The sequence below is a fragment of the Nocardioides gilvus genome, assembly GCF_003194605.1.
In the GTDB taxonomy this organism is placed as follows: Bacteria; Actinomycetota; Actinomycetes; order Propionibacteriales; family Nocardioidaceae; genus Nocardioides; species Nocardioides gilvus.
Window position 1 is genome coordinate 1 of record NZ_QHKY01000007.1, and the last position, 24,231, is coordinate 24,231.

Annotated in this window: 27 protein-coding genes and 1 tRNA gene; 15 read left to right on the plus strand and 13 right to left on the minus strand. The window is 68.1% G+C overall.

Features of this window, described 5'->3' with window-relative positions; translation table 11 throughout:
- The coding region (locus tag DNK52_RS16470) for a sigma-70 family RNA polymerase sigma factor (RefSeq protein WP_162598805.1) at positions 1–1,602 on the minus strand (1,602 nt) is incomplete at its 3' end.
- Between the two features lie 187 nt (positions 1,603–1,789).
- On the opposite strand from DNK52_RS16470, the gene DNK52_RS15250 reads away from it, so the two are divergent.
- The 6 genes from DNK52_RS15250 to DNK52_RS16505 all read left to right on the plus strand — a co-directional run bounded on the left by DNK52_RS15250 (position 1,790) and on the right by DNK52_RS16505 (position 5,208).
- A complete protein-coding gene (locus tag DNK52_RS15250; RefSeq protein WP_110241906.1) occupies positions 1,790–2,545 on the plus strand; it encodes a hypothetical protein in 756 nt (251 codons plus the stop codon).
- 28 nt (positions 2,546–2,573) lie between these two features.
- Complete coding sequence (locus DNK52_RS15255) at positions 2,574–3,332, plus strand: SOS response-associated peptidase (protein ID WP_110241907.1); 759 nt, start codon at positions 2,574–2,576, stop codon at positions 3,330–3,332.
- Between the two features lie 3 nt (positions 3,333–3,335).
- Complete coding sequence (locus DNK52_RS15260) at positions 3,336–4,106, plus strand: alpha/beta hydrolase family protein (protein WP_239455725.1); 771 nt, start codon at positions 3,336–3,338, stop codon at positions 4,104–4,106.
- 66 nt (positions 4,107–4,172) lie between these two features.
- The gene (locus DNK52_RS15265) at positions 4,173–4,787 is read left to right on the plus strand and encodes a sigma-70 family RNA polymerase sigma factor (RefSeq protein ID WP_110242022.1); all 615 of its coding nucleotides are present in this window, start codon (positions 4,173–4,175) and stop codon (positions 4,785–4,787) included.
- Complete coding sequence (gene rsrA, locus DNK52_RS15270) at positions 4,784–5,041, plus strand: mycothiol system anti-sigma-R factor (protein WP_110241908.1); 258 nt, start codon at positions 4,784–4,786, stop codon at positions 5,039–5,041. The genes DNK52_RS15265 and rsrA overlap by 4 nt, the downstream gene beginning before the upstream one ends.
- A gap of 92 nt (positions 5,042–5,133) precedes the next feature.
- Positions 5,134–5,208 (plus strand): 50S ribosomal protein bL37, encoded by a 75-nt coding sequence (locus tag DNK52_RS16505; protein WP_369797015.1) that lies wholly within the window; start codon positions 5,134–5,136, stop codon positions 5,206–5,208.
- Between the two features lie 64 nt (positions 5,209–5,272).
- On the opposite strand, the gene DNK52_RS15275 is transcribed toward DNK52_RS16505, so the two are convergent.
- The 3 genes from DNK52_RS15275 to DNK52_RS15285 are packed head-to-tail and all read right to left on the minus strand — an operon-like array spanning position 5,273 to position 8,216.
- A complete protein-coding gene (locus DNK52_RS15275; RefSeq protein ID WP_110241909.1) occupies positions 5,273–5,659 on the minus strand; it encodes a thioesterase family protein in 387 nt (128 codons plus the stop codon).
- 15 nt (positions 5,660–5,674) lie between these two features.
- Positions 5,675–7,333: an acetolactate synthase gene (locus DNK52_RS15280; protein ID WP_110241910.1), complete on the minus strand. Its 1,659-nt coding sequence runs from the start codon at positions 7,331–7,333 to the stop codon at positions 5,675–5,677.
- Between the two features lie 10 nt (positions 7,334–7,343).
- Positions 7,344–8,216, minus strand: coding sequence for a DUF2785 domain-containing protein (locus DNK52_RS15285; RefSeq protein WP_239455727.1), 873 nt, complete (start codon positions 8,214–8,216; stop codon positions 7,344–7,346).
- A gap of 84 nt (positions 8,217–8,300) precedes the next feature.
- On the opposite strand from DNK52_RS15285, the gene DNK52_RS15290 reads away from it, so the two are divergent.
- The gene (locus tag DNK52_RS15290; RefSeq protein ID WP_110241911.1) at positions 8,301–9,803 is read left to right on the plus strand and encodes a sensor histidine kinase; all 1,503 of its coding nucleotides are present in this window, start codon (positions 8,301–8,303) and stop codon (positions 9,801–9,803) included.
- A 33-nt stretch (positions 9,804–9,836) separates the two neighbouring features.
- Here the strand turns inward: DNK52_RS15290 and DNK52_RS15295 are convergent, their stop codons facing one another.
- Entirely contained in the window at positions 9,837–10,088 is a 252-nt protein-coding gene (locus DNK52_RS15295; protein ID WP_110241912.1) for a WhiB family transcriptional regulator, read from the minus strand.
- 195 nt (positions 10,089–10,283) lie between these two features.
- Between DNK52_RS15295 and DNK52_RS15300 the strand changes: the two genes are divergently transcribed.
- Positions 10,284–10,724, plus strand: coding sequence for a hypothetical protein (locus DNK52_RS15300; RefSeq protein ID WP_162598806.1), 441 nt, complete (start codon positions 10,284–10,286; stop codon positions 10,722–10,724).
- 33 nt (positions 10,725–10,757) lie between these two features.
- Here the strand turns inward: DNK52_RS15300 and DNK52_RS15305 are convergent, their stop codons facing one another.
- The 3 genes from DNK52_RS15305 to sodN all read right to left on the minus strand — a co-directional run bounded on the left by DNK52_RS15305 (position 10,758) and on the right by sodN (position 12,516).
- Positions 10,758–11,570: an RNA polymerase sigma factor SigF gene (locus DNK52_RS15305; RefSeq protein WP_110241914.1), complete on the minus strand. Its 813-nt coding sequence runs from the start codon at positions 11,568–11,570 to the stop codon at positions 10,758–10,760.
- A gap of 1 nt (position 11,571) precedes the next feature.
- Positions 11,572–11,997, minus strand: a complete 426-nt coding sequence (locus DNK52_RS15310) for an ATP-binding protein (protein ID WP_110241915.1) — start codon at positions 11,995–11,997, stop codon at positions 11,572–11,574.
- 117 nt (positions 11,998–12,114) lie between these two features.
- Positions 12,115–12,516: a superoxide dismutase, Ni gene (gene sodN / locus DNK52_RS15315; protein ID WP_204163579.1), complete on the minus strand. Its 402-nt coding sequence runs from the start codon at positions 12,514–12,516 to the stop codon at positions 12,115–12,117.
- Between the two features lie 56 nt (positions 12,517–12,572).
- Between sodN and DNK52_RS15320 the strand changes: the two genes are divergently transcribed.
- From DNK52_RS15320 to gdhA, 5 genes are all read left to right on the plus strand, one after another.
- The gene (locus tag DNK52_RS15320) at positions 12,573–12,932 is read left to right on the plus strand and encodes a S24/S26 family peptidase (protein WP_110241917.1); all 360 of its coding nucleotides are present in this window, start codon (positions 12,573–12,575) and stop codon (positions 12,930–12,932) included.
- 90 nt (positions 12,933–13,022) lie between these two features.
- Positions 13,023–14,213 (plus strand): NAD(P)-dependent malic enzyme, encoded by a 1,191-nt coding sequence (locus DNK52_RS15325; RefSeq protein ID WP_110241918.1) that lies wholly within the window; start codon positions 13,023–13,025, stop codon positions 14,211–14,213.
- A 10-nt stretch (positions 14,214–14,223) separates the two neighbouring features.
- Entirely contained in the window at positions 14,224–15,201 is a 978-nt protein-coding gene (locus DNK52_RS15330; protein WP_110241919.1) for a zinc-binding dehydrogenase, read from the plus strand.
- Positions 15,198–15,917, plus strand: coding sequence for an SDR family oxidoreductase (locus tag DNK52_RS15335; protein ID WP_110241920.1), 720 nt, complete (start codon positions 15,198–15,200; stop codon positions 15,915–15,917). Before DNK52_RS15330 ends, DNK52_RS15335 begins: the two co-directional genes overlap by 4 nt.
- Before the next feature lie 86 nt (positions 15,918–16,003).
- Positions 16,004–17,329, plus strand: a complete 1,326-nt coding sequence (gene gdhA / locus DNK52_RS15340; RefSeq protein ID WP_204163580.1) for an NADP-specific glutamate dehydrogenase — start codon at positions 16,004–16,006, stop codon at positions 17,327–17,329.
- A gap of 112 nt (positions 17,330–17,441) precedes the next feature.
- On the opposite strand, the gene DNK52_RS15345 is transcribed toward gdhA, so the two are convergent.
- From DNK52_RS15345 to DNK52_RS15355, 4 genes are all read right to left on the minus strand, one after another.
- Positions 17,442–17,807 carry a DUF1330 domain-containing protein gene (locus DNK52_RS15345; protein WP_110241922.1) on the minus strand — a complete coding sequence of 122 codons (366 nt, stop codon included), beginning with the start codon at positions 17,805–17,807 and terminating at the stop codon, positions 17,442–17,444.
- 142 nt (positions 17,808–17,949) lie between these two features.
- Complete coding sequence (locus tag DNK52_RS15350) at positions 17,950–18,246, minus strand: DUF4193 domain-containing protein (RefSeq protein ID WP_110241923.1); 297 nt, start codon at positions 18,244–18,246, stop codon at positions 17,950–17,952.
- Positions 18,247–18,450: 204 nt separating this feature from the next.
- Entirely contained in the window at positions 18,451–18,627 is a 177-nt protein-coding gene (locus DNK52_RS16210) for a DUF6104 family protein (RefSeq protein WP_204163581.1), read from the minus strand.
- A 21-nt stretch (positions 18,628–18,648) separates the two neighbouring features.
- Positions 18,649–22,419, minus strand: a complete 3,771-nt coding sequence (locus DNK52_RS15355) for a multifunctional oxoglutarate decarboxylase/oxoglutarate dehydrogenase thiamine pyrophosphate-binding subunit/dihydrolipoyllysine-residue succinyltransferase subunit (RefSeq protein WP_110241924.1) — start codon at positions 22,417–22,419, stop codon at positions 18,649–18,651.
- Positions 22,420–22,603: 184 nt separating this feature from the next.
- Here DNK52_RS15355 and DNK52_RS15360 point away from each other — a divergent pair, with 184 nt between their 5' ends.
- Complete coding sequence (locus DNK52_RS15360; RefSeq protein WP_110241925.1) at positions 22,604–23,158, plus strand: hypothetical protein; 555 nt, start codon at positions 22,604–22,606, stop codon at positions 23,156–23,158.
- Positions 23,155–24,090, plus strand: coding sequence for an LCP family protein (locus tag DNK52_RS15365; RefSeq protein ID WP_239455729.1), 936 nt, complete (start codon positions 23,155–23,157; stop codon positions 24,088–24,090). Before DNK52_RS15360 ends, DNK52_RS15365 begins: the two co-directional genes overlap by 4 nt.
- Positions 24,091–24,152: 62 nt before the next feature.
- On the opposite strand, the gene DNK52_RS15370 is transcribed toward DNK52_RS15365, so the two are convergent.
- Positions 24,153–24,224, minus strand: a tRNA-Arg gene (locus tag DNK52_RS15370).
- Positions 24,225–24,231 lie beyond the last annotated feature (7 nt).

Genomic DNA, 24,231 nt, shown 5'->3' on the forward strand with positions numbered 1-24,231 from the left:
GGTGGGGGTGGGGTCAACCGTGGGGGTCGGGTCGACGGTGGGGGTGGGCTCGACGGTGGGTGTCGGCTCCGCGGTGGGGGTCGGGTCGACGGTGGGGGTGGGGTCAACCGTGGGGGTCGGGTCGACGGTGGGGGTGGGCTCGACGGTGGGTGTCGGCTCCGCGGTGGGGGTGGGCTCGACGGTGGGGGTCGGCTCCGCGGTGGGGGTCGGGTCGACGGTGGGGGTCGGCTCCGCGGTGGGAGTCGGCTCCGCGGTGGGAGTGGGCTCGACGGTGGGATCAGTCGGCGGCTGGGGCGAAGGCGTACGCGAGGGCTGCGGCGCGGGGCTCGGGAGCAGGGGAGGAGCAGGCGTAGGAGCTGGCTCCGGCGCAGGGAGGGGCGGTGTGTCGGCGTCTCCGCCCCCGTCGGAGGATCCGTCTCCGGGCCCGTTGCCCGGTGCGTCGGAGGCGACCGGTGCTTCCGGAAGCACCTCGAGCGGCACCCCGGGAGACGGGATCTGTGGCAGGAGGGACGCCAACAGCGGAAGGGGGATAGTGCTGGCCGCGTCGTCCTCGGTCTCGTCGAGGTCGTCCTCATCGCCGGCGACCGAACTCGGACCTTCGGCCGAGGGTGAAGCCGCCAGCACGTTCCCTGCAGGCGGCTGTCCGCCGATGGGCGGCGCGTTGTTCGGCATGGCCGTGACGATGGCCGCCACCGCAGCGCCGGTGACGACGACCCCCGCCACTCCGGCCGCAGCCGAGACACCCGCATTGCCGACCACCACGTCGCGGATCCGTCCCACCAGGGCACTGAGCGCGCCCGCGGACACTGTGCCGCCCCCTGCTGAGGCCAGGTATCCCGTTGCCAGCCCACCGAGCAGCAGGGGAGCAAGAACTCCGGCAAGGTTGGAGTTGACCTCGGTCAGCTCCAGGTAGATCGCGGCGCAGGGACGACACTCCTTGATGTGAGACTCCAACTTCTTGGAGTCGCGGCGTGACGTGCCGTCGCGGATATGCGCCCCCATCGTCCGGTGCGCCCAGCGGCACTCGTCTCCCTCGATCGCCTGGGCGTGCTCGGTGAGGAAGGCCTGGCGCAAACCTTCTCGGGCCCGGTAGGCCAACGCCGAGACGGAGTTCGGGCTCATCCCCAGGAGTGGTGCGACGTCGGCGGGCTTGGCCCCCTCGACCTCGGTGTGCCACAGCACCAACTGCCAGCGCTCCGGCAGCGACGCGAACGCACGGGCAGCGGCAGCGTTCTCGAAGCCTTCTACAGCGGTGTCGTGGAACGGCACCCCGGGAGCGAAGGACTCCAGGTCGTCGGTCGGGCGCACCTTGTGGCCGGCCCGGTGCCGGTCGACGCTGACGCTGCGCAGGGCCGTGAGGAGGTAGGCGCGGAAGGAGACGTCGGGGCCCCCACCGCGCTGCAGGATGCCGAGCACCTTCGCGAAGGCGTCGGAGACCAGGTCATCGGCGTCAGGGCCGGTGGCCAGTTGACGCGAGAGACGGCGAGCTGATTCGACGTGGCGGGCATACAGGATCCCGTACGCCTCGAGGTCCCCGCCGCGTACGGCAGAGATGAGCTCGGCGTCGCCGGGTCCGTCGATTTTCAGTGGTGCAGAAGTCACAGCACCACCTCGGGTCGGGGACGTGTCGCTGCCGCAGTTCTTTCAGAGTAGCCAGAATTCACCCCTCTGCGCTCCTACTGGGCCGAGATTTCTTTACTTGTAGGTGCGTCATGGGAGTCCACCACCCACGTCACCTTCCTGAGTCGCCTCGCAGGGGCAGTCGGGCAGCAGGGGAGGTGAGAGGGCGATGGGGATGTTCACCGCGCGCAGCAAGCAGCGGTCCGCAGACGCCGTCCGCTCCCCGGCCACACCCATGGACACACCCGGGGACATGGGGTTTCCGGTGGAGTTCGAAGCCGTGGGTGAGGCCTTGGTGGTCGAGGAGTGCCCACTCGCCTCCTGCGAGGCGACCGGTCGGGTGATGGCCGCGGACGGCGCCTCGGTGGACGAGGCGCTGTTCGGGCTGCGCGCGACCTGGCAACTCGTCCGGGGGCAGGATCCCGACTTCGAGGCGACCGTTGCCCTGGCACGCGCGTGGGGCGAGGAGACGCTCTCCCACGTCAACCAGCTCAGCTGTGAAGACCCCTTGACCGGGCTCGCCTCGCTGCCACACGTGCGTACGATCGTTGCCGGCCTGTACCGGGCCGAGATGCGCGGAGGCGCACACCCCCGCGACTCCCATGCCCTGGTCGTTGTCGACCTTCTCGCGCTCCCGGGTGCCCGCCCTCCGCGGGACCCGTTCGGGGGCGCGCTGCGCCTCATGTCCCTGGGGGAGTCGGCGCAGGCGGTCTTCGGTCGGGCCGAGGTGATTGCGAGACTCACTCCCCAGCGCATCGTTGTGCTCGCCCTGCGTGAGTCCCGGCTCGGGGTCCGGGTCCGGCTGCTGCGGCGCCTCATCGAGGGCATGGAACTGGACGGTTATGGGCCTCGTATCTGGATCGAAGGCCTGCCCGCCTCTGAAACGGCCTCGCGCCACTTGCTCGACGAGCTCGCGCGCCGCTGAGGCACAGGGGTCCGACTAGGGTGTGGCCATGTGCGGACGGTACGCATCGAGTCAACGGCCCGAGGACCTCGTCGAGGAGTTCGAGGTCGTCGACAATCGCGTGCCCACGCCCCTCGAGCCCGATTGGAACGTCGCGCCCACCAAAGAGGTGTATGCCGTCCTGGAACGCCCCAGCCGCACGGACGCCGACGGGGTCGAGCACCCGACGCAGCGTCAGTTGCGGACCCTGACCTGGGGGTTGGTGCCGTCCTGGGCCAAGGACCCGGGGATCGGCAGTCGGATGATCAACGCACGGATGGAGACCGCTGCGGAGAAGCCGGCGTTCCGCAAGGCGATGCGGGCTCGGCGCTGCCTCCTGCCCGCCGACGGCTACTACGAGTGGTACGTGACCGAGGCGACGACAGCCACCGGTCAACCGACCAAGCAGCCGTACTTCATCTCTCCAGCCGACGGGGGAGTACTGGCGATGGCCGGGCTCTTCGAGATCTGGCGTGACCCCGAACGATCCGACGACGATCCTGACCGGTTCCGATGGACCTGCACAGTGCTGACCACCGCGGCCACCGACGACCTCGGGCGCATCCACGACAGGATGCCGCTGATGGTGGAGCGCGATGCCTGGAGCCCTTGGTTGGACCCCACCCTGGACGGGGTGGAGGAGGCCCGGTCCCTGCTCGTGCCGGCAGCCCCCGGCCGGCTCCGCGCCTACCCGGTGTCGGCGGTCGTGGGCAACGTACGCAACAACGGACCACACCTGGTCGAACCGTTGTCGTTGAGCGAGGAGTGAGACGTGGAACCGATTGAGGAACTCATCGACACACCGCGAGGGGAAGGGCGGCTCCTGACGTACGCGGCTGACAAGCCGGCCGCGGTGCTGCTGCTCAGCCACGGTGCGGGCGGCGGGGTGGACGCCCCGGACCTGATGGCGCTGGCCGAGGCGCTGCCCCGGCAGGGCGTGAGCGTCGTCCTCTTCGAGCAGCCCTGGCGTCGCGCCGGCCGGAAGGTCGCCACGCCCCCGCCCACGCTCGACGAAGCCTTTCTGGCAGCGGCAGCGGCACTGCCCCGGACCGGGCTTCCGTTGATCGTCGGGGGGCGTTCGGCCGGGGCCCGCTCTGCGGCTCGTACGGCGCTGCAGATCGGGGCCAGCGGTTGCCTGGCGCTCTCCTTCCCCCTGCACCCTCCGGGCAGGCCGGACAAGTCCCGGGTCGCGGAGCTGCACGGAGCCGAGGTCACCACGTTGGTGGTGCAGGGCGAGCGGGACACCTTCGGCAGCCCGGCGGAGTTCCCCGATGACGTCGACGTGTGCGTGATCCCGTTCGCGGACCACTCGTTGAAGGTGCCGAAGCGCGCGCCCATCGGTCAGGACGAGGCCTGGGCGATCGTCATCGAGGCGACGCTCGAGTGGATCGTGCGCGAAGCGGCAGGGGCCGCAGTGGGGAACGAAGCGGCAGGGGCCGCAGTGGGGAACGAAGCGGCAGGGGCCGCAGTGGGGAACGAAGCGGCAGGGGCCGCAGTGGGGAACGAAGCGGCAGGGGCCGCAGTGGGGAATGATCCGCGATGACGTCGTGTTGTGCCTGTCGTGCTGGAGACGCTGACCAACCCCGAGACGACGGTAGTGTGGGACTCGATGACTGACTCCCTGACCGAAGAGACCGACGCGCAGCGCTCCGAGCGCTTCGAGCGCGATGCTCTGCAGTACCTCGACCAGCTCTACTCGGCGGCCATGCGGATGACCCGCAACCCCACGGACGCCGAGGACCTCGTCCAGGAGACCTATGCGAAGGCCTTCTCCGCCTTCCACCAGTTCAAGCCGGGGACCAACCTCAAGGCCTGGCTGTACCGGATCCTCACCAACACCTTCATCAACATCTACCGCAAGAAGCAGCGTCAGCCGCAGCAGTCGATGGCCGACAACGTGGAGGACTGGCAGCTCGCGCGTGCCGAGTCACACACCTCAGGTGGCCTGAAGTCGGCCGAGACCGAGGCGCTCGAAGGACTGCCCGACTCCGAGGTGAAGGACGCGCTGCAGCGTCTCCCCGAGGAGTTCCGTCTGGCCGTCTATCTCGCTGACGTCGAGGGGTTCGCCTACAAGGAGATCGCAGAGATCATGGAGACGCCGATCGGCACCGTGATGTCGCGACTGCACCGGGGGCGGCGCCAGTTGCGGGACATGCTGAGTGACTACGTACGGGAGAACGACCTGATCCCGGTGGGCACGTCGCAGAAGGGTGAGGGCAAGTGAGCCACGACGACCAGGGGTGCGCCGACTACCTCGAGCGCATCGTCTACTTCCTCGACAACGAGTTGGACGAGGCGGACTGCAGTGTCGTCCAGCAGCACCTGGACGAATGCGGTCCGTGCCTGAACAAGTACGACCTGCAGAAGACGGTGAAGACGATCGTGGCCCGTTCCTGCAGCGAATCGGCGCCGCAGAGCCTCCGCGAGCGGGTGCTGGTCGAGATCCGAGAGGTCCAGCTCCGCATCTCCGAGGGCTGAGCAAGGCCGCTGCGCAGGTCCCGGAGGCCCTGATTGGCGCCGTGACCACTACGTTTGAGAGGATGTCGGCACTGACATCCAGGAGGATCACCATGGGTAAGACCGGACGCAAGCGCCGCGCTCGTCGCAAGAAGGGCGCGAACCACGGCAAGCGCCCCAACGCCTGAGCGCTGACAAGCACCAGGACCCCCGAGCCATCCGGCGCCGGGGGTCCTTTGCTGTGTTGGGTCGTCAGCTCAGCCGGGACATGAACTTCTCGGTGTCGACCACGACCCGGGTGATCTCGCCGGACCCCACCACCTGGACAGGCTTGTCGTTGACGACGTTGCGCGCGGAGACCGTGAAGCGATGCAGCCGCCCGTCGACGTAGGCGAGAGAGACCTGGACCTCCACCTCGGCGCCCACCGCGCTCGGAGCCAGGTGCTCGACGTCGATGCGGGTCCCGACGCTGGTCCCGCCGGAGGGCAGGGAGGGGCCGATCGCCTCGCAGGTCACCGCCTCCATCCAGGCGATGAGTCGTGGCGTCCCGAGGACGGGCAGCGTGCCACTGCCCACGGCCAGCGCCGTGTCATCGGCTGCAACGGTGAAACGACGGGTCAGGTACGGCGAGGTGTCCATGTCCGAGATCATCCCTCAGATGCCAAATGTGTTGCGGGGATAGGCCGCCTCGACGTCAGTGATGACGTTCACGAGGTAGGGCACACCGGAGGCGTACGCCCGGTCGAGCGCCGGCCCGATCTGCTTCGGGTCGGTGACGGTCTCACCGGCCCCGCCCAAGGCCTTGACCACTCCGTCGTAGGCCGTGCGGGCGCCCAGGTCGGCGACCACGTCGTAGCCGTAGAGCATCTGCATGGGTCCCTTCTCCAGCCCCCACGCGGAGTTGTTGCCCATCACCATGACGACCGGCAGGTCGTGTCGCACCAATGTGTCGACGTCCATCAACGAGAAGCCTGCTGCCCCGTCGCCCAGCAGCAGCGTGACCTGGGCCGAGGGTCGGGCGATCCGAGCGGCGATGGCCGATCCGAGACCGGCACCGAGGCAGCCGTACGGGCCGGGATCCAGCCAGCCGCCGGGGCGCTGGGGCTCGACGAACTTGCCGGCGAAACTGACGAAGTCGCCGCCGTCCCCGATGACCACCGAGTCGTCCGCGAGCCGAGGAACGAGCTCGCCGTAGATGCGGGCCGGGTGGATCGGGTCCGCCTCGGCGGTGAGGAGCAGGTGATCGCGTGCGGTGGCTGCCGCGACCGTCTCCTGGAGACCGCTCACCCACGTCGACCAGACGGGCGGCGGCCCCGCGTGGTCGAAGGAGCTCGCGATTCCGTCCAGGGCCGCAGTGAGGTCACCCGACGCCGAGACGGCCAGTGAGGCGTGGGTCGAGACCTGGCCCGGGGAGTCGGCGACATGCACGACCTGGGCTAGGGGAGTGCCGTCCTTGCCTCCGAAGTTGCCGTAACCCAGACGGAAGTCGAGCGGGGTGCCGACCACCACGACCAGGTCGGCGTGGCCCAGCGCCTGTCCACGCGCCTTGGTCACCAGCAGGGGATGACCTCCGGGGATCACGCCACGACCCATGCCGTTGGTCAGCGTCGGGATGCCCAGAGCCTCGGTGAAGCGCAGCGCAGCCTCCTCGGCGCCGTCGGCCCAGACATCGGTTCCGAGTACGAGCACGGGGCGCTCAGAGCGCGCCAGCAGGCCTGCGATCCGGGCCAGGGCGTCGGTGTCGGGGGAGATTCGGTCGGCACCGGCGCCGGTCGGACTCGGGCCCTCGGCCGAGTTGAAGAACTCATCCATCGGGACGTCGACGAAGACTGGACCCCGGTGGGAGCTCCGTGCGGTGCGGAAGGCATCGTCCATGCCGCCCAGCACGTCACCCGCGGTGTGCAGCGTGCGCGCGTCCTTGGCGATCGAGGCGATGATCGGTGGCTGGTCCAACTCCTGCAGGCTGCCGGTGCCCCAACGGTTCTGCGGGGCACGTCCACCCACGACCACCATCGGTGAGCCGGCGAACTGCGCCTGCGCGATCGCACTGATGCCGTTGGTGACTCCGGGGCCCGCGGTCAGGACCGCGAGCCCGGGCGTACGGGTCAGTTTGCCGGTGGCCTCGGCGGCGAAGGCGGCCGTCTGTTCGTGTCGTACGTCGAGGAGTCGCATCGGTGGATCGGCCTTGACGGCGCCGTCGTACATCGGGAAGACGTGTGCGCCCGACAGCGTGAACATGGTCTCGACGCCGTGGGAGCGCGCCGCCGCGACGGCCAGTTCGCCTGCATGGCCCTGGGTGGTCTCATCAGTCATGTGACGCAGGTTACTTGCCGGTCACCCATCTGGGGAGATGCTGAGGGTTGGAGAACTGGAGGGCCTCGGAGATGACGAGCAACAGATCCGCTCGGGTCTTGGGTCGGTGCGGCCCGAGCAGCAGCAGGAGATGCAGCGTGCGGAGGAAGGTCTGGGCATTGTGCGTGCTCAGGTGGGGGTCGGCGCCGAGCACGACGAACTCAGGGTCGGCCTCGGACGCGATCCGTGCGATCCACTGCTCCAGGACCTCCAGACCCACCAGGTCGCGCACCACCACCTGGACGGCAGCAGCAGCGAGGTGGTCGATCTCGCCACTGAGCAGGGGGTTGGTGTCCAGCACCCGGTCGGCCAGGACGTCGAGCAACACCGTCAGGCCGAGACGCTCGAGGTGACGTGACGAGGCCAGGGCAGCGATGGCGTCGGCTCCGTGAGCCACCGCGCGAGCAGTGCCCTGGCCAGGGATCCACCCGCGTACGTCCTCCTCCCGCAGCATCCACACGGCGATCAGATCGCCCCAACGCAACACGTCGGACCCGGAGAGCAGTTCGGCGTCGTTGTCGCGGCGCAGGACCTGGGCGATCACCCGGGCCGACCAGCTGCGTCGGAAGACGGAGGTGCCTTCGCTCTCGCCGATCCCGACACGCAACCCGGCGACCATCCCGTCCCCGAGTCCGACGAGCAGGTCGTCGTAGACGCCGCGCCCGATCCACACCGTCAGCACCTGCAGGGCGAGGCCGTCGCGCAACTCAGGGTCGGGAGAGCCCAGCATGGAGGTCAGTTCGGCGGTCAGGTCCCCGAGCGAGCGGTCGGGTGGGACCTGCACACCGTCCCGCACCACTCCGCGCCAGTAACCCGCACCCATGGCCGTCATTCTGCCAGTCATGGCCCCCCATTGGGGCCGGTACCTGCACAGGTCTCGTCCGGAGCGTTCACGTGCTGCACCCGGGGGAGGGCCTAGGCTGTCGAAGTGCCCTCGTTGACTGAACTGGTGCGTGCCCACACCGAACTCGACACCGAAGACGTCGACTGGCTCCTGCGACTGATGGCCGACTGGCAGATCATCGCGGACCTCTCCTTCGCCGACCTCGTTCTCTGGCTGCGGGACCAGGACGACCGTGGCTTCTGGGCCGCCGGACAGATGCGTCCCACCACCGGACCCACGGCGCTGGTGGACGACGTGGTGGGCACGTTTGTGCCCGCGGGGCGACGTCGGATGCTCGACATGGCCTGGGAGCAGAAGCGGCTCATCCGGGAAGGTGATCCCGACTGGAACAACGACGTCCCGGTGCGCGTCGAGGTGATTCCGGTGCGTCGCGGGGACCGGGTGATCGCACTCATCGCCCGCAACACGAACCTGCTCGGGGTGCGCACCCCGAGTCGCCTCGAACTTGCCTACGTGCAGACCGCCACAGATCTGGCGCAGATGATCGCGCAGGGCTACTTCCCCCCCGAGGGCCAGCGCAGCGACGATGCCGATGCGCCCCGGGTGGGCGACGGTTTCATGCGGATCGATGCAGTCGGACGGGTCACCTACGCCAGTCCCAACGCGCTCTCGGTCTACCGCAGGCTCGGCTTCCAGGGCGACCTGCCCGGACTGGTGCTGGGTGACCTGACCCGCCAACTGGTCCCGCCACGTCGCCGCGCCGACGAGGAGACGCTGAGTGCGGTGCTCGGTGGGCGAGCGCCCAGGGACGCCGAGATCTCCACCGACGAGGCGTCAGTGATCGTACGAGCCATTCCGTTGCGCCCCAGGGGCGAGGTGATCGGTGCCCTGATCCTGCTGCGAGACGTCACGGCCCTGCGGCGTCGTGAGCGTGAGTTGATCACGAAGGACGCGACGATCCGCGAGATCCACCACCGGGTCAAGAACAACCTTCAGACAGTCGCTGCGCTGCTCCGACTCCAGGCGCGTCGCATCGACGTCCCGGAGGCCAAGGCGGCCCTCGACGAGGCCGTGCGTCGGGTGGGCTCGATCGCCATCGTGCACGAGACCTTGAGTCAGGCGGTCGAGGAACACGTGGAGTTCGACGACATCGCTGATCGGTTGGCCCGCATGGTCAGCGACGTGAGTGCCACCGGCGACCGGGTGGAGATCCGTCGCGAGGGCTCCTTCTCCGACCTGCCGTCCGAGGTGGCGACGGCGTTGGCGATGGTGATCACCGAGGTCCTGCAGAACGCGGTCGAGCACGGGTACCCGCCCGTCTCGGACTCAGTGGACGCCTCCGAGGTGCGCGGAGTCGCTCCGGGTGTCATCGTGGTGTCGATCGCCCGGCCACCGGGGCGACTCCACGTCGACGTGGTCGACGACGGTGCGGGCCTGCCGCCTGACTTCAGCCTTGACGGGTCCACCAACCTCGGGCTCTCCATCGTGCGCACCCTGGTCGAGTCCGAACTGGACGGACGGTTCTCGATGGGCGACGGCCCCGGCGGAGTGGGCACCCGGGTGGCCATCGACGTTCCGCTCGACTGACTCCCCCTCAGCCGCGGTCGACGACGGCGTCCGTCAGGCAGTACGTACGCGGGCGCGGGCGTTGCGACGCTTCAGTGCGCGTCGCTCGTCCTCGCTGAGGCCGCCCCACACGCCGTGGTCCTGACCAGCCTCAAGCGCCCAGGCCAGGCAGAGCTCCCGGACGTCACAACGGCGACAGACCTGCTTGGCCTCCTCGATCTGGAGGATCGCGGGACCGGTGTTGCCGATGGGAAAGAAGAGCTCAGGGTCTTCGTCGAGACATGCAGAACGGTGGCGCCAATCCATGGCTGAGGGTTCCTCATTCCGGGGAGTGTGGGAGGGAGTCCGGAAAATCGGTCTGTGGACCAATTCTTCAGTGGTGAAAATTGTGCTGCGGCGCCTCCGAGATCGTGGGCCGCACAGCGACCCTCAATCTCCCAAGTTATTGGATTTTGCACAACCCCCTTGGGACGTCACATCCGTCACAACTAAAGTGGGGACGTGACCGCCAGTTCTGTGCCAACCCCTGAATCCCAGTCCTCCGCCGACCGGTCCGGGCCTGGGCGTCCCCCCTGGGGCCTGGGCTGGGCGCTGTGGCTGGGGATCGCTGCCGTGCTGCTCGAAGCGACCGTCCTGATCGGTCTCGGCACAGCCGAGCTGGTCTCCCTCTCCTCGGTTCGCCTGGCCATGGGGTTGAGCACCGCCGCCTTCTTCCTGGGCTACGGAGCATTGCTGTTCTTCTGCGCCCGAGGCCTGTGGCGACGCGAGGCGTGGGGGCGCAGCATCATCGTGATGGGGCAACTCATCCAACTCGGGGTGGCCTGGAGCTATCGCTCCGCCACTCCCGTCCTGGCTCTGGCCCTCGCCGTTACCGCCACCGTGGTGCTGTTCGCGATCTTCCACCCCACGAGCCTCAGGGTGCTGGGGGACGACGAGGAGTGATCGGTCGCCCCTGAACGGCGCTGGGGCTGCAGCTCACTCAGGTTCGAGCGAGTTGCGCAGTCGCTCCAAGGTGCGGGTCAACAGCCTGGAGACGTGCATCTGGGAGATGCCCACCTCGGCCGCGATCTGCGACTGCGTCATGTTCTTGAAGAAGCGCAGCAGCAGGATCCGCTTCTCCCGCGGGTCCAGTCCCTCGAGCAGCGGCTTGAGTGACTCCCGGATCTCGACCTGGTCGAGCTCGAGGTCGTCCACGCCCAAGGAGTCGACCAGACGCGGTGTCTGGTCGTCGCCGCTGTCGCTGCCGGCGTCGAGGGACAGCGTCGAGTAGGCGTTGGCGGATGCCATGCCCTCGATGACTTCGTCGAGTGAGCAGCCGATGTGCACGGAGAGCTCACGCGGAGTGGGGGAGCGCCCCAACTGTTGGGAGAGCTCTGCGGTGGCGGACATGATCTGCATCCGCAACTCCTGCAGGCGTCGCGGCACACGGATGGCCCAACCCTTGTCCCGGAAGTGTCGCTTGATCTCGCCGATGATGGTCGGGGTGGCGTATGTCGTGAACTCGACACCGCGTTCGAGGTCGAACCGGTCGATCGACTTCAAGAGACCGATCGTGCCCACCTGGACGAGGTCCTCCAGCGGTTCTCCGCGGTTGCGGAAGCGCCGGGCGCAGTGGTCGACCAGGGGGAGATGAAGGTGGACCAGTGCCTCACGCGCATTGAGCGCGCCGGGGGAGTCCTCAGGGAGACTGCCCAACTCGGTGAACAGGTCGCGGCTCTTGCGCCGGATCGCCTCGAGTGGAGTCTCGGCTCTGTCGCGGACGTCCTCGTCCTCACGCAACTGGTTCATCTCAGTGCGCGGCCTGGCCCGGCGCGACGTCCATCGCGGCGAGGGTGGAGCGGAGGGCGAGACGGATGTGGGCGCGACCGTCAGCGTGGCCGGCGTCGCACTCGGTCGCCAAGGTGCTGAGGACCTGCCATGCGAAGGAGTCGGAGACGATGGGCAGCGGGGACTCGCTGGGCAGGGAGATGGTGGCCGTGATCTGCTCAGAGGTCAGCGCGAAGTGGCAGAGCAGGTCCGTGCCCGTTCCGCCCAGGTCGAGCAACAGGGAGGCCGCTTCACCGATCGCGATGCGGATGTCCTCGATGTCATCGACGGTGAAGTCGAGACGACCCGCGATGCTGGCGGCGGTGGTGCGCAACACGTACACGTAGGCGCCGTCCGCCGGGACGCGCAGTTCGACGTCGGCTCCGCTGCCTGCGACGTGGTTGATCATGGTGTCATCCGTCCTGCTGCCAAGGGGTGTGCTTGGAGGTCGTGGGTGCTGTGGTTGCGTGTCGAGAGCAGACGGAGGCGATCCCCTGCGGGACCGCCTCCGTCCTGAGAGCCTGCGTCAGGCCTTCTTGGTCTCCCAGAAGATCTCGGCGATCTCATCGATCTTGGCGAGCAACTCATCTGCGGCTGCCGCGTCGAGCGTGCCCTTGGTGCCACCGGCACCGGCGAGCTTGGTGGCCTCGTTGAAGAGGGTGTGCAGCTGCGGGTACTTCTCGAAGTGAGGTGCCTTGAAGTAGTCGGTCCACAGGACCCAGAGGTGGTGCTTGACGAGCTCGGAGCGCTCTTCCTTGATCAGCACGGCGCGGGTGCGGAAGTCGGCGTCGTCATTGTCGGCAACCTTGCCGATGAGGGCCTTGATCGACTCGGCCTCGATGCGGGCCTGGGCCGGGTCGTAGACGCCGCAGGGGAGGTCGCAGTGGGCGGAGGCGGTGACGGTCGGGGTGATGAATCGGGAGAACATCAGTGTTCCTCTCGGTCGTGCGTTGAGCCTGACTTGATGACTGCGACACTACTCGCATGCGCCGACCTCGTTCCAAGGCAGCCACGCCCGTCGGCCTGGCGCGGGTGCGGGGACGCTCCATGGAACCGACGCTCGCCGGGGGAGACCTGCTCCTGGTGCGCCACGGCGCAGCGGTGCGGCCGGGGCTGCTGGTGCTCGCGCGTTTCCCCGACGGCACGCTCGTGGTGAAGCGCGTCGCGGAGTCCCGGGCAACGCGTACGGGCTCGCGGGGCTGGTGGTTGCTCAGTGACAACCCTGGAGAGGGGATCGACTCCAGGCATCGCGGTGCCATCGCGGACGAGGACGTGGTGGCGGTGGTGCGGGCGAGGCTCTGGCCGTCGCCTTGCCGGAGCCGGCGCCTGCTACACGAGGCGTAGAGAATATAGGGGGTAATCTGCGTCACTGGCGCGCGTCGCCGCGCCGGACGGCGCGCGGTCACACCCCTGTGGCGTGTCACAATCGCGTTCATGTCTGACGTCCCCGATTCCGCTCCGCACCCTTACTACGGCGACCCGGTCTTCGACCTTCACGTGGGCGGCAAACTGGAGACGGTCTCGCGGGTGGCGCTCGCCGGTCCTGACGAGTTGGCCCTGGCCTACACGCCCGGGGTGGCACTGGTCTGCGAAGCGATCGCAGCAGACCCGTCGATGACGCAGTCCTACACCTGGGTCCCGAACGTCGTGGCAGTCGTCTCCGACGGCACGGCCGTGCTCGGGCTGGGCGACATCGGACCGGCTGCTGCGATGCCCGTGATGGAGGGCAAAGCCGTTCTCTTCAAGCAGTTCGGCGGCGTCGACGCGGTGCCCATCTGCCTTGACACCACCGACACCGAGGAGATCATCGAGACGGTCGTCCGCCTGGCGCCGAGCTTCGGGGGCATCAACCTCGAGGACATCTCGGCCCCGCGCTGTTTCGAGATCGAGGCACGGCTCAAGGAGCGGCTCGACATCCCGGTCTTCCACGACGACCAGCACGGCACCGCCGTCGTTGCGCTGGCCGCCCTGAAGAACGCGCTCAAGCTCACGGGTCGTACGCCTGAAGGCACGCGGGTCGTCGTCTCGGGTGCGGGTGCTGCGGGCGTCGCGGTGGCGCGGATCCTGCTGGGTGCCGGCATCCGAGACATCGCGGTCCTCGACCGCAAGGGAGTGCTGAACTCCGAGCGCAGCGACCTCACCGAGGTCAAGGAGGCGCTGGCGCGCGACACTGCGGACAACTTCGGCCGGACCGGCACCCTGGCCGACGCGATGGACGGCGCCGACGTCTACATCGGCGTCTCAGGTGGCACCGTTCCCGAGGAGATCGTCGCCACGATGGCGCCCGACTCGATCATCTTCGGCCTCGCCAACCCCATGCCCGAGGTTCATCCCGACGTAGCGCGCAAGTACGCCCGGGTCGTGGCGACCGGTCGCTCGGACTTCCCCAACCAGATCAACAACGTGCTCTGCTTCCCCGGCATCTTCCGCGGCGCCTTCGACGTCCACGCCACCGCCATCACCGAGGGCATGAAGCTCGCTGCCGCGGACGCGCTGGCCGACCTCGTGGGTGATGCGCTGAGCGAAGAGATGATCATCCCGTCGCCGTTCGATCCGCGCGTGGGCCCCGCCGTCTCCCAGGCCGTGGCCCGGGCAGCCCGTGTCGACGGTGTCGCACGCAAGTAGGCTGGACCCCATGTTTGCCGTCTACGCCTCGTCCTTCGCACCTCGTGATGCCGCCGATCCCCTGGCGGGACTGGTACTGGGGGAGCGGCCGGACCCGGTCGCTCCCGACGGCTGGACCACGGTCACCGTCAAGGCTGCTTCGCTGAATCACCACGACCTGTGGTCCTTGGCCGGAGTCGGTCTGCGTGCAGAGGCGTTGCCGATGATCCTCGGCTGCGACGCCGCCGGTCTGGACGAGGACGGCAACGAGGTCGTCGTCCACGCCGTGATCAGCGATCCCGCCTGGAGCGGCGACGAGACGCTCGATCCGAAGCGTTCGCTGCTGTCCGAGCGTCATCAGGGCACCTTTGCCGACAAGGTGATCGTCCCGAAGCGCAACGTCGTGGCAAAGCCGGCGTCGATGAGTTTCGCGGAGGCTGCGTGCCTGCCGACCGCCTGGCTCACCGCGTACCGGATGCTCTTCACCCAGGGCAACCTGAAGCCCGGTGACACGGTGCTCGTCCAGGGTGCGGGCGGCGGTGTCGCCACCGCGCTGATCACCTTGGCGCGAGCCGGCGGCCTGACCGTGCTGGCCACCTCGCGTGACGAGGCCAAGCGTGCCCGCGCGCTCGAGATCGGGGCCCACGAGGTGTTCGAGTCAGGTGCCCGGTTGCCGCTCAAGGTGGACGCGGTGATGGAGACCGTGGGCCGGGCCACCTGGTCGCACTCGATCCGTTCGCTGCGACCCGGCGGCAAGATCGTCATCAGCGGCACCACGAGTGGCCCCCAGCTCGACGACGCCGAACTCACCAGGATCTTCTTCCTGCAGCTGCAGGTCATCGGCTCCACCATGGGTACCCGCGACGAACTCGCCTCCCTCGTGCGACTCCTGGATGCGACGGGGACCAAGCCGCTGGTCGACCGGACCATCGAGATGACCGAGGCGCGACAAGGATTCGAGGCCATGGCTCAGGGCGACGTCTTCGGGAAGATCGTCTTCACTCGATGACCCGCACCCACGTCGTCACCGGCGCGGGATCGGGCATCGGCCGCGCTCTCGCCGCTCGCCTCGCCGACCGTGGGGATCGTTTGGTGCTGCCCGTACGCAGCGCTGAGCGGGCAGCGCAGGTGCAGGCCGAGTTCGGGCCGGAGCATCTGGTGGTCGTGCTCGACCTGGCTGACCCCGACGCCTGCGCCAGCGGCCTTGCTGCTCTGGTCGATTCCCTGACGTCAGCCGGGTGGAGCGTCGACTCGCTGGTGCACAGCGCCGGGGTCGTCGACCTCGCCGACGTCGCCGACTTCGACCAGGCCACGTGGGGCGCGCAGATTCAGGTCAACCTCACTGCACCCGCGGCTCTCACCGGCGCGCTGCTCCCCTTCCTGCGCCGGGCCCGGGGGAGCGTCGTCTTCGTGAACTCGACCTCGGGTCTCGTCGCCAACCCGACGTGGGGTGCGTACGCCGCCTCGAAGCACGGGTTGCGGGGACTGGCCGACTCCCTGCGCGCCGAGGAGGCACGCCACGGGGTGCGAGTCACGTCGGTGTTCCCCAGTCGGACGGCGACGGAGATGCAGGCCAAGGTTCACGCCCAGGAGGAGCGCGACTACCATGCAGAGGTGTGGATGCGCCCCGAATCGGTGGCTGCCAGTCTCCTGCACGTGCTCGACCTGCCCGTCGACGCCACCATCACAGAACTCACCATCAGGACGTCACCGTCGCCGTCCTGATCCCTTCGGACAAGCACGTCGCGGACTGATTTCGCGGCCCACTGGAACGAACAGAGAATCCCTTGAAATCCTTGCACCCAGCCCTCATGCCTGTGTATGACGACGTTCTACGTCGCAACCAGGGCGAGATCGAATTCCACCAGGCCGTCTACGAGGTCCTGGAGAGCCTCAGTCCGGTCGTCCAGAAGCGGCCTGAGTTCGTGGAGGCCTCGATCATCGAGCGCATCTGCGAGCCCGAGCGCCAGATCATCTTCCGTGTGCCGTGGGTCGACGACAAGAACGTGGTGCAGATCAACCGAGGTTTCCGCGTCGAGTTCAACTCCGCCCTCGGTCCGTTCAAGGGCGGACTCCGTTTCCACCCCAGCGTCTACCTGGGGATCGTGAAGTTCCTGGGCTTCGAGCAGGTCTTCAAGAATGCCTTGACCTCCATGCCCATCGGCGGCGGCAAAGGTGGCTCGGACTTCGACCCGAAGGGGCGGTCCGAGGGCGAGATCATGCGCTTCTGCCAGTCGTTCATGACCGAGCTGTACCGCCACATCGGTGAGTACACCGACGTCCCGGCTGGCGACATCGGCGTCGGGGGACGCGAGATCGGTTACCTGTTCGGCCAGTACAAGCGCATCACCAACCGCTACGAGTCGGGTGTGCTGACCGGCAAGGGCCTCAGCTGGGGCGGTTCGCAGGCGCGTACCGAGGCCACCGGCTACGGCACCGTCTTCTTCGTCAACGAAATGCTCAAGACCCGCGGTCAGAGCCTCGACGGCAAGCGGGTCGTCGTGTCCGGCTCCGGCAACGTCGCCACCTTCGCGGTCCAGAAGGTCCACCAGCTCGGCGGCACCGTCGTCGCCGTCTCCGACTCGTCGGGTTACGTCGTGGACGAGCACGGCATTGACCTCGAGGCCCTGCGCGAGGTGAAGGAGGTCGAGCGCGGACGCATCGACTCCTACGTCGCGAAGGTCGGCGGGCGTGCCACCTTCATCGAGGGAGGGTCGGTCTGGGACGTGCCCTGTGACGTGGCGCTGCCCTGCGCGACCCAGAACGAGCTCCCCGTCGAGGGTGCGAAGGCGTTGATCACCAACGGCGTCCAGGTCGTCGGTGAGGGAGCCAACATGCCGACGACCCCGACCGCCGTCGCTGCCTTCCAGGCGGCCGGCGTGCTCTTCGCCCCGGGCAAGGCCGCCAACGCCGGAGGCGTGGCCACCAGTGCCCTGGAGATGCAGCAGAACGCCTCGCGTGACCGGTGGACGTTCGACCACACCGAGGAGCGCCTGGCTGACATCATGGTCGGCATCCACGAGTTGTGCCTCTCGACCTCCGACGCGTACGACATCCCCGGCGACTACGTGGCCGGTGCCAACATCGCTGGCTTCACGCAGGTTGCCGACGCCATGCTGGCGATGGGCGTCATCTGAGTCCCACCCTGTCTTCGGCTGGACGCCAGCAGCTCGGAGCAAGGCGCTCTCCCGGTCGGGACGGCGCCTTGCTCCGTTGACGACCGAGGCACGCACCTCGGCCATCGACCGCTCATGACCAGGGAGTCGTCGCCTGGAGGACCGCCTCGCTCAGGGCGCGGCCGCGAAGCTCGCTGACCTCCTGGTACTCCGGGTCCGCGATCATCTGCGTGAAGGCCTCTCGCGAGGGGTAGCGCACGAGCGCCACGGCGTCCCAGCTCTGTCCGGTCTCGGCGACCAACGGTGTCGACCCGTCACCGGAGTAGAGGACCTCGGCTCCGTAGCGGGGGAGGAAGGTCTTCCCCATCGCTCGCGCGTACTGGTCGTACAGGGCACGGCCGCCCTCGGCGAACCGCAGCAGGTTCAGCATCACCACCGGTCCGCCGGGGTCTTCGGTGAGGTAGCGCCTGACGTCGGTGCTGCTCGGGTCGATAGCCATGCTCCGATCTTGGCACGGAGTTGGCCCCGGGGAGGCGGCACACGTCCAGCGGGTCGGCCGTGCCCGAGGCCGTCTCCCAAGCCCGAAGGCGCCGCTCCCCGGGGGGAACGGCGCCTTCGGCTGCCTCTCGACGTGTCAGCGGCTAGGCGCAGTCGATGCAGAGGTCGGCGGTGGGGGACGCACGTCGGGACTTGTGCTGGACCAGGAAGCACCCGGTGCAGGTGAACTCGTCGGCCTGCTTGGGGGTGACCTCGATGTCGAGGGTCTCGTGTGACAGGTCCGCCCCGGGCAGTTCGTACGCCTCGGCGGCCTCGGTCTCGTCCTCGTCAACCTTGCCTGAGGTCTTGTCCAGCTCGCCCGACGTCAGCCGTCGGGCCTCGAGGCTCTGTTCCTTCTGCTCATCCTCGGTCTTGCGTGATGCGTCGTAGTCGGTTGCCATGTGTTGCTTCCTCTCTGAGGGCCCGAACGCTAGCCCTGGGCGGCTTCTGGACCCAATCCCTGCAGGTCCCGCACCCGGCCACGGAGGAGAAGGGTGCTGAATCTGCGACTGGGTGATGTTCTTGGAAGTGGTGAAGTACTGCGCGACCTGCGGTGGCAGGGACGTGTTCTCAGGGTGGAGACGGCCCGGGTGATGGCCTCGGAGTCAGTCCTCCGGGTCGTCCTCGCGTGCCAGCCACGTGGCCAGGCGCTCGACGGCGACCTCGAACTCCGGGTGCAGGTCGGTGAACTCCTGGAGGCGGTCGGCCAGCCACGCCAGGGTGACTTCTTCGTCACCCCGGCGCTTCTCGAGCTCCTCGATGCCTCGATCGGTGAAGTACATCAGCGCGACCTGCAGTCCTGCTCAGCCCTGGTGCTCGGCGAACGCGCGGGCGAGCAGGTCCTTCTGCTCCTCCACGTGACGCTTCTGCGTGCCCACTGACGGCGACGCCGACGCCTTGCGTGTGACCGGAGCCACCTCGTGCGAGAGGTGCTTCCAGACGTTCAGGGCGTAGTGCGGCCAGGGGCCGTTGTTCTCCGGCTCGTCCTGGACCCAACGGACCGTCTTCAGGTTCGGGTACTTGGCGAGTTCGGCCTTGATGTCCTCGAGGGGCTCGGGGTACAACTGCTCGACTCGGCCGATGGCGAAGGTTTCGCCGTTCTCGCGCTTCGAACGCTCCACGACCAGGTCCCAGGTGACACGACCCGAGCAGAGGAGGAGAGTCTCCACCTTGGAGGCGTCGGCCCCGTCGTCCCCGATGAAGGGGCGGTAGGACCCCTCGGTGAAGTCGGACGGCTGCGAGGCAGCCTCCTTGCGCTTCAGCATCGACTTGGGGGTGAAGACCACCAGCGGACGGTGTTCTTCGCCGAGCGAGTGCGTGCGCAGCAGGTGGAAGTACGACGCCGGGGTCGAGGGCTGGGCCACGACCATCGCGTCCTCGGCACACATCGTCAGGAAGCGCTCGATGCGGGCCGACGAGTGGTCCGGGCCCTGTCCTTCGTAGCCGTGCGGCAGGAGAAGGACGACGCCGGACTGCTGGCGCCACTTGGTCTCGCCCGACGAGATGAACTCGTCGATGACGGTCTGCGCGCCGTTGACGAAGTCACCGAACTGCGCCTCCCACAACACCAGGGCATCGGGACGAGCCACGGAGTAGCCGTACTCGAAGCCCAGTGCCGCGTACTCGCTGAGCAGTGAGTCGTAGATGTAGAACTTCGCCTGGTCTTCGCTCAGGGTGGTGAGCGGGGTCCACTCGTCTGCGTTCTTGCGGTCGATGATGGTCGCGAAACGCGACACGAAGGTGCCTCGACGAGAGTCCTGACCGGCTAGACGGACCGGGCGGCCCTCCATGAGCAGCGAACCGAACGCGAGGATCTCTCCGGTGCCCCAGTCGATGGGGCCGTCGATGATCGCCGCCGCGCGACGCTGCAGCTGGGGCATCACCTTCGGGTGGACCGTGAAGCCCTCCGGCGGGGTGAGGTAGGCGTCCGAGATGCGCTTCATGACCTCGGGAGAGACGGCTGTGGTTGCGTCCCCGGCCGACTTCTCCGGGTAGTCCGGCACGGTGGTCCACTCGGACGGCTGCGAGGTGGCCTCGCGGACCTCGGTGAAGACGCGCTCCAACTGCTGCTGGTAGTCGCGCAACACCTGCTCGGCTTCTTCGATGGTGATGTCACCACGGCCGATGAGCGACTCGGTGTAGAGCTTGCGCACCGAGCGCTTCTGCTCGATGAGGTCGTACATGAGCGGCTGCGTGTAGCTCGGGTCATCACCCTCGTTGTGACCGCGACGGCGGTAGCAGACCAGGTCGATCACGACGTCCTTGTTGAACGCCTGGCGGTACTCGAAGGCCAGGCGGGCGACGCGGATGCAGGCCTCCGGGTCGTCACCGTTGACGTGGAAGATCGGCGCCTGGACCATGCGGGCCACGTCCGTGCAGTAGAGCGAGGAGCGCGACGAGCCGGGCGACGTGGTGAAACCGACCTGGTTGTTGACGACCACGTGGATCGTGCCACCGGTGCGGTAACCGCGCAGCTGCGACAGGTTGAGCGTCTCAGCGACGACTCCCTGTCCTGCGAACGCGGCGTCGCCGTGCACGAGGAGCGGGAGGACGGGGAAGAACTCGCTGCCCCGGTCCAGTACGTCCTGCTTCGCGCGTGCGATGCCCTCGAGGACCGGGTCGACGGCCTCGAGGTGCGAGGGGTTGGCCGCGACCGACACCTTGACGGTGTCGCCGGTGCCGGCTTCGAACTCGCCCTCGGCGCCGAGGTGGTACTTGACGTCACCGGAGCCCTGGACGGTGCGGGGGTCGATGTTGCCCTCGAACTCCCGGAAGATCTGCGAGTACGACTTGCCCACGATGTTGGCGAGCATGTTGAGCCGGCCCCGGTGGGCCATGCCGATCGCGACCTCGTCGAGGTCAGCCTCGGCAGCTGCTTCGCAGATCTCGTCGACCAGCGGGATGGTGGTCTCGCCGCCCTCGAGGGAGAAGCGCTTCTGGCCGACGAACTTCGTCTGCAGGAAGGTCTCGAACGCCTCTGCCTGGTTGAGCTTCAGCAGGATGCGGAGCTGCTCGTCGCGCGGGGTCTTCTCGTGCGGGACCTCGATGCGCTCCTGGATCCAGCGGCGCTGCTCCGGGTCCATGATGTGCATGTACTCGACACCGGTGGTGCGGCAGTACGAGTCGCGCAGGATGCCGAGGATGTCGCGCAACTTCATGAAGCGCTTGCCCTCACCACCGAAGGACCCCGTCGCGAACTGACGGTCCAGGTCCCACAGGGTCAGGCCGTGACTCTCGATCTCGAGGTCCGGGTGGGTCCGCTGGCGGTACTCCAACGGGTCCGTGTCGGCCATCAGGTGGCCGCGGACGCGGTAGGCGTGGATCAGCTCGAGGATGCGGGCCTGCTTGCTGATGTCCTCGTCGTGCGAGGTGGAGATGTCCGCACCCCAGCGGATCGGCTCGTAGGGGATGCGCAGGGAGGCGAAGATCTCGTCGTAGAAGCCACCGTCGCCCAGCAGGAACTGGTGGACGAGACGGAGGAACTCTCCCGACTGGGCTCCCTGGATGACCCGGTGGTCGTACGTCGAGGTCATCGTCATGATCTTGCTGACCGCGTTGCGGGTCAGGGTCTCCTGGGAGGCGCCCTGGAACTCCGGCGGGTACTCCATGGATCCCACACCGAAGATGGCGGCCTGACCGGCCATCAGACGCGGCACGGAGTGGCTGGTGCCCAGACCGCCGACGTTGGTCAGCGAGATGGTGGTGCCGGCGTAGTCGTCCATGCCCAGCTTGTTGTCGCGAGCCTTGCCGACCATCTCTTCGTAGGCAGTCCAGAACGCTGCGAAGTCCATGGTCTCGCAGCCCTTGATGGAGGGAGCCACGAGCTGGCGGGTGCCGTCCTTCTTGCGCTGGTCGATGGCCAGACCCAGGTTCACGTGGGCCGGACTGACGAGCGTCGGCTTGCCGTCGACCTCGGTGTAGGTGCTGTTCATCTCCGGCATCTCGCGCATGGCGCGGACGATGGCGTAACCGATGAGGTGGGTGAAGGAGACCTTGCCGCCACGCGCGCGGGTGAGGTGGTTGTTGATGACGATGCGGTTGTCCCACAACAACTTGACCGGGATGTTGCGCACCGAGGTGGCGGTGGGCACGGACAGGGAGATGTCCATGTTTTTGGCGGTGGCGCCCGGGATCCCACGCAGGGTGGTGTAGCGGGGCTCGTCCTTGGTCTCGGTCTTCGAGGCCGGGGCAGGGTCCTTCGCGACCGGGCTGGCGGTGCCCTTGGCGGGCTCGGCGGCGGCCGCGGTCGGACGAGGCTTGGCGACCGGGACGGGACCGGTGGTCGGGGAGGCGCTCTTGGGCGCGGGCGCCGGCTTGTCGTCGCTCTTGGCCGCAGCAGGGGCCGCGGCAGCAGCGGGTGCGGCGGGCTTCGACGAGGCCGCGGGGCTCTTCGCCGCCGGAGCACTGTTGTCCGGGGACTTGCGCCCCGCGAAGTAGGTGGCCCACTCGGGAGCCACGCTCTTGGGGTCCTTCTGGTACTGCTCGAACATCTCCTCGACCAGCCACTCGTTGGCACCGAAGTCGGCGCCGGGGGTCGTCGTTGAGGGCTGGTCAGAGCTGGGGGACTGCGGCACGGCTTGGTTCGCCTCTTCCGGGGTACGCGCGCTGAAAGTGTGGTGAGTCGACGTCAAGGCTAGACCCACCCACCCACAAATGCTGGGGGCAGGTCCGACTTTCCGGCAGGCTGTGGCGAGACACACGCGCCGAGAGGCGGAAGGGAGACCTGTGAGGCCTCGTTGGACTCGACCTGGCGCCGCTGTGGCGGGCCTGGCACTACTGATCGGTAGCCTCAGTGGCTGCTCCGGCGACGATCCCGCACCCGGGCCACGGGAGGATCCGCCGGCCGAGGTCGCGACACCTGCGCCGCTGGCCACCTCGACCAAGGTGGTGAACGTCGCGGGCCGCTTGCCGAAGGCGCGCCGCGACGCGGTGGGTGAGCAGGTGACAGCAGTCGTCGATGCGTGGTTCGACGACGCCTTCGTGGGCGGGGAGTTCCCGCGGACCGTGGGGGAGGAGGCCTGGGGTGGCTTCACTCCCGACGCAGCCAAGAAGGCGCGCAAGGACAAGAAACTCACCTCGGCGGCTGCGGTGAGCGAGCAGGTGGAGAGCATCGCTGCCGATCGCCGTGTGGTCCGCAACGACGTGCTTGCCCACAAGGGTCGAGCCCAGGGAGTCACCGCCCGGGTGTTGCTGAGGTACGAGACCACCGGAGAGGTGGAGAGCACCTTCCTGGTCCGGGGGCGCGTCATGTTGTCCCCCGCCAAGGGTGGTTGGAAGATCTTCGGCTACGACCTCACCCAGGAGGAACGATGAGAGTCCGGTCGGCCACGATGCGGGGACACCTCCGGACCCGCGCCCTCGTACGTACGCCACTGCTCGCGCTGGTCCTGGCGCTCGTGGTGATCGCTGTCCCGGAGCCCGAGGTGGCGCCCACCCGCGTCAACCTCGTCAAGGTGGAACGGGCCCACCAGGTGGACCTGAGTCCTGACGTCATCTGGATCCTGGCGATCGGTTCGGATGCCAGGCCGGGGGAGAACATGACCAGAACTCGGGCCGACGCACTGCAGCTGGTCGGCATCCACGCCGACACCGGAGCCGCCACCGCGATCGGCATGGCTCGTGACTCCTACGTCAACATCCCTGGGTACGGCCGGGACAGGATCAACGCGGCCATGGTGCGCGGGGGTCCGCAACTCCAGGCGCGCGCGGTGGAGCAACTGATCGGCATCGAGCCCGACTATGTGATGGTGACGCGGTTCGAAGGTCTCGAGGGCATGGTCCGCGAGATCGGGAACATCACCGTCAACAACCCGTATCCGTTCTCCGACCCCAACCTGAAGCGTGAAGGGTTCAGGGGCGGGAGGATCAGTCTCGGCTGGTACGACGCGATGGCGTTCTCGCGGATCCGCAAGGGTCTCAGGGATGGCGACTTCGGCCGGTCCGCCAACCAGCAGCGGGTGATGCGCGGCATCCACGCCAAGATCGTGGAGAAGCAGGCCAGGCCGGGCTTCATCGAGGGAGGCGTCGCGGCGGTGCTCAAGCACACGTCCACGGACGCCTCGCCGGCCGAGATGTTCCGGATCGCGCAGGCGATCGGGACGGTGAAGTCACGCAAGATCTCCACCTGCGTGATCCAGGGCGGCATCGGTCAGGCCGGGGCGGCCAGCGTGGTCTTCCCCGACACCGCAGCGGCACGGCGCTACGGCAACGACGCCCGCAATGACGCGACGATCAAGCGCTGCTGAACCTGTTGGCACAATGAAATGACGAGAGCCGGACCATCTCTGGTCCGGCTCTCGGCGTTGGGTACCCCCGGCAGGATTCGAACCTGCGCTTCCGCCTCCGGAGGGCGGCGCTCTATCCCCTGAGCTACGGGGGCCCGTAGC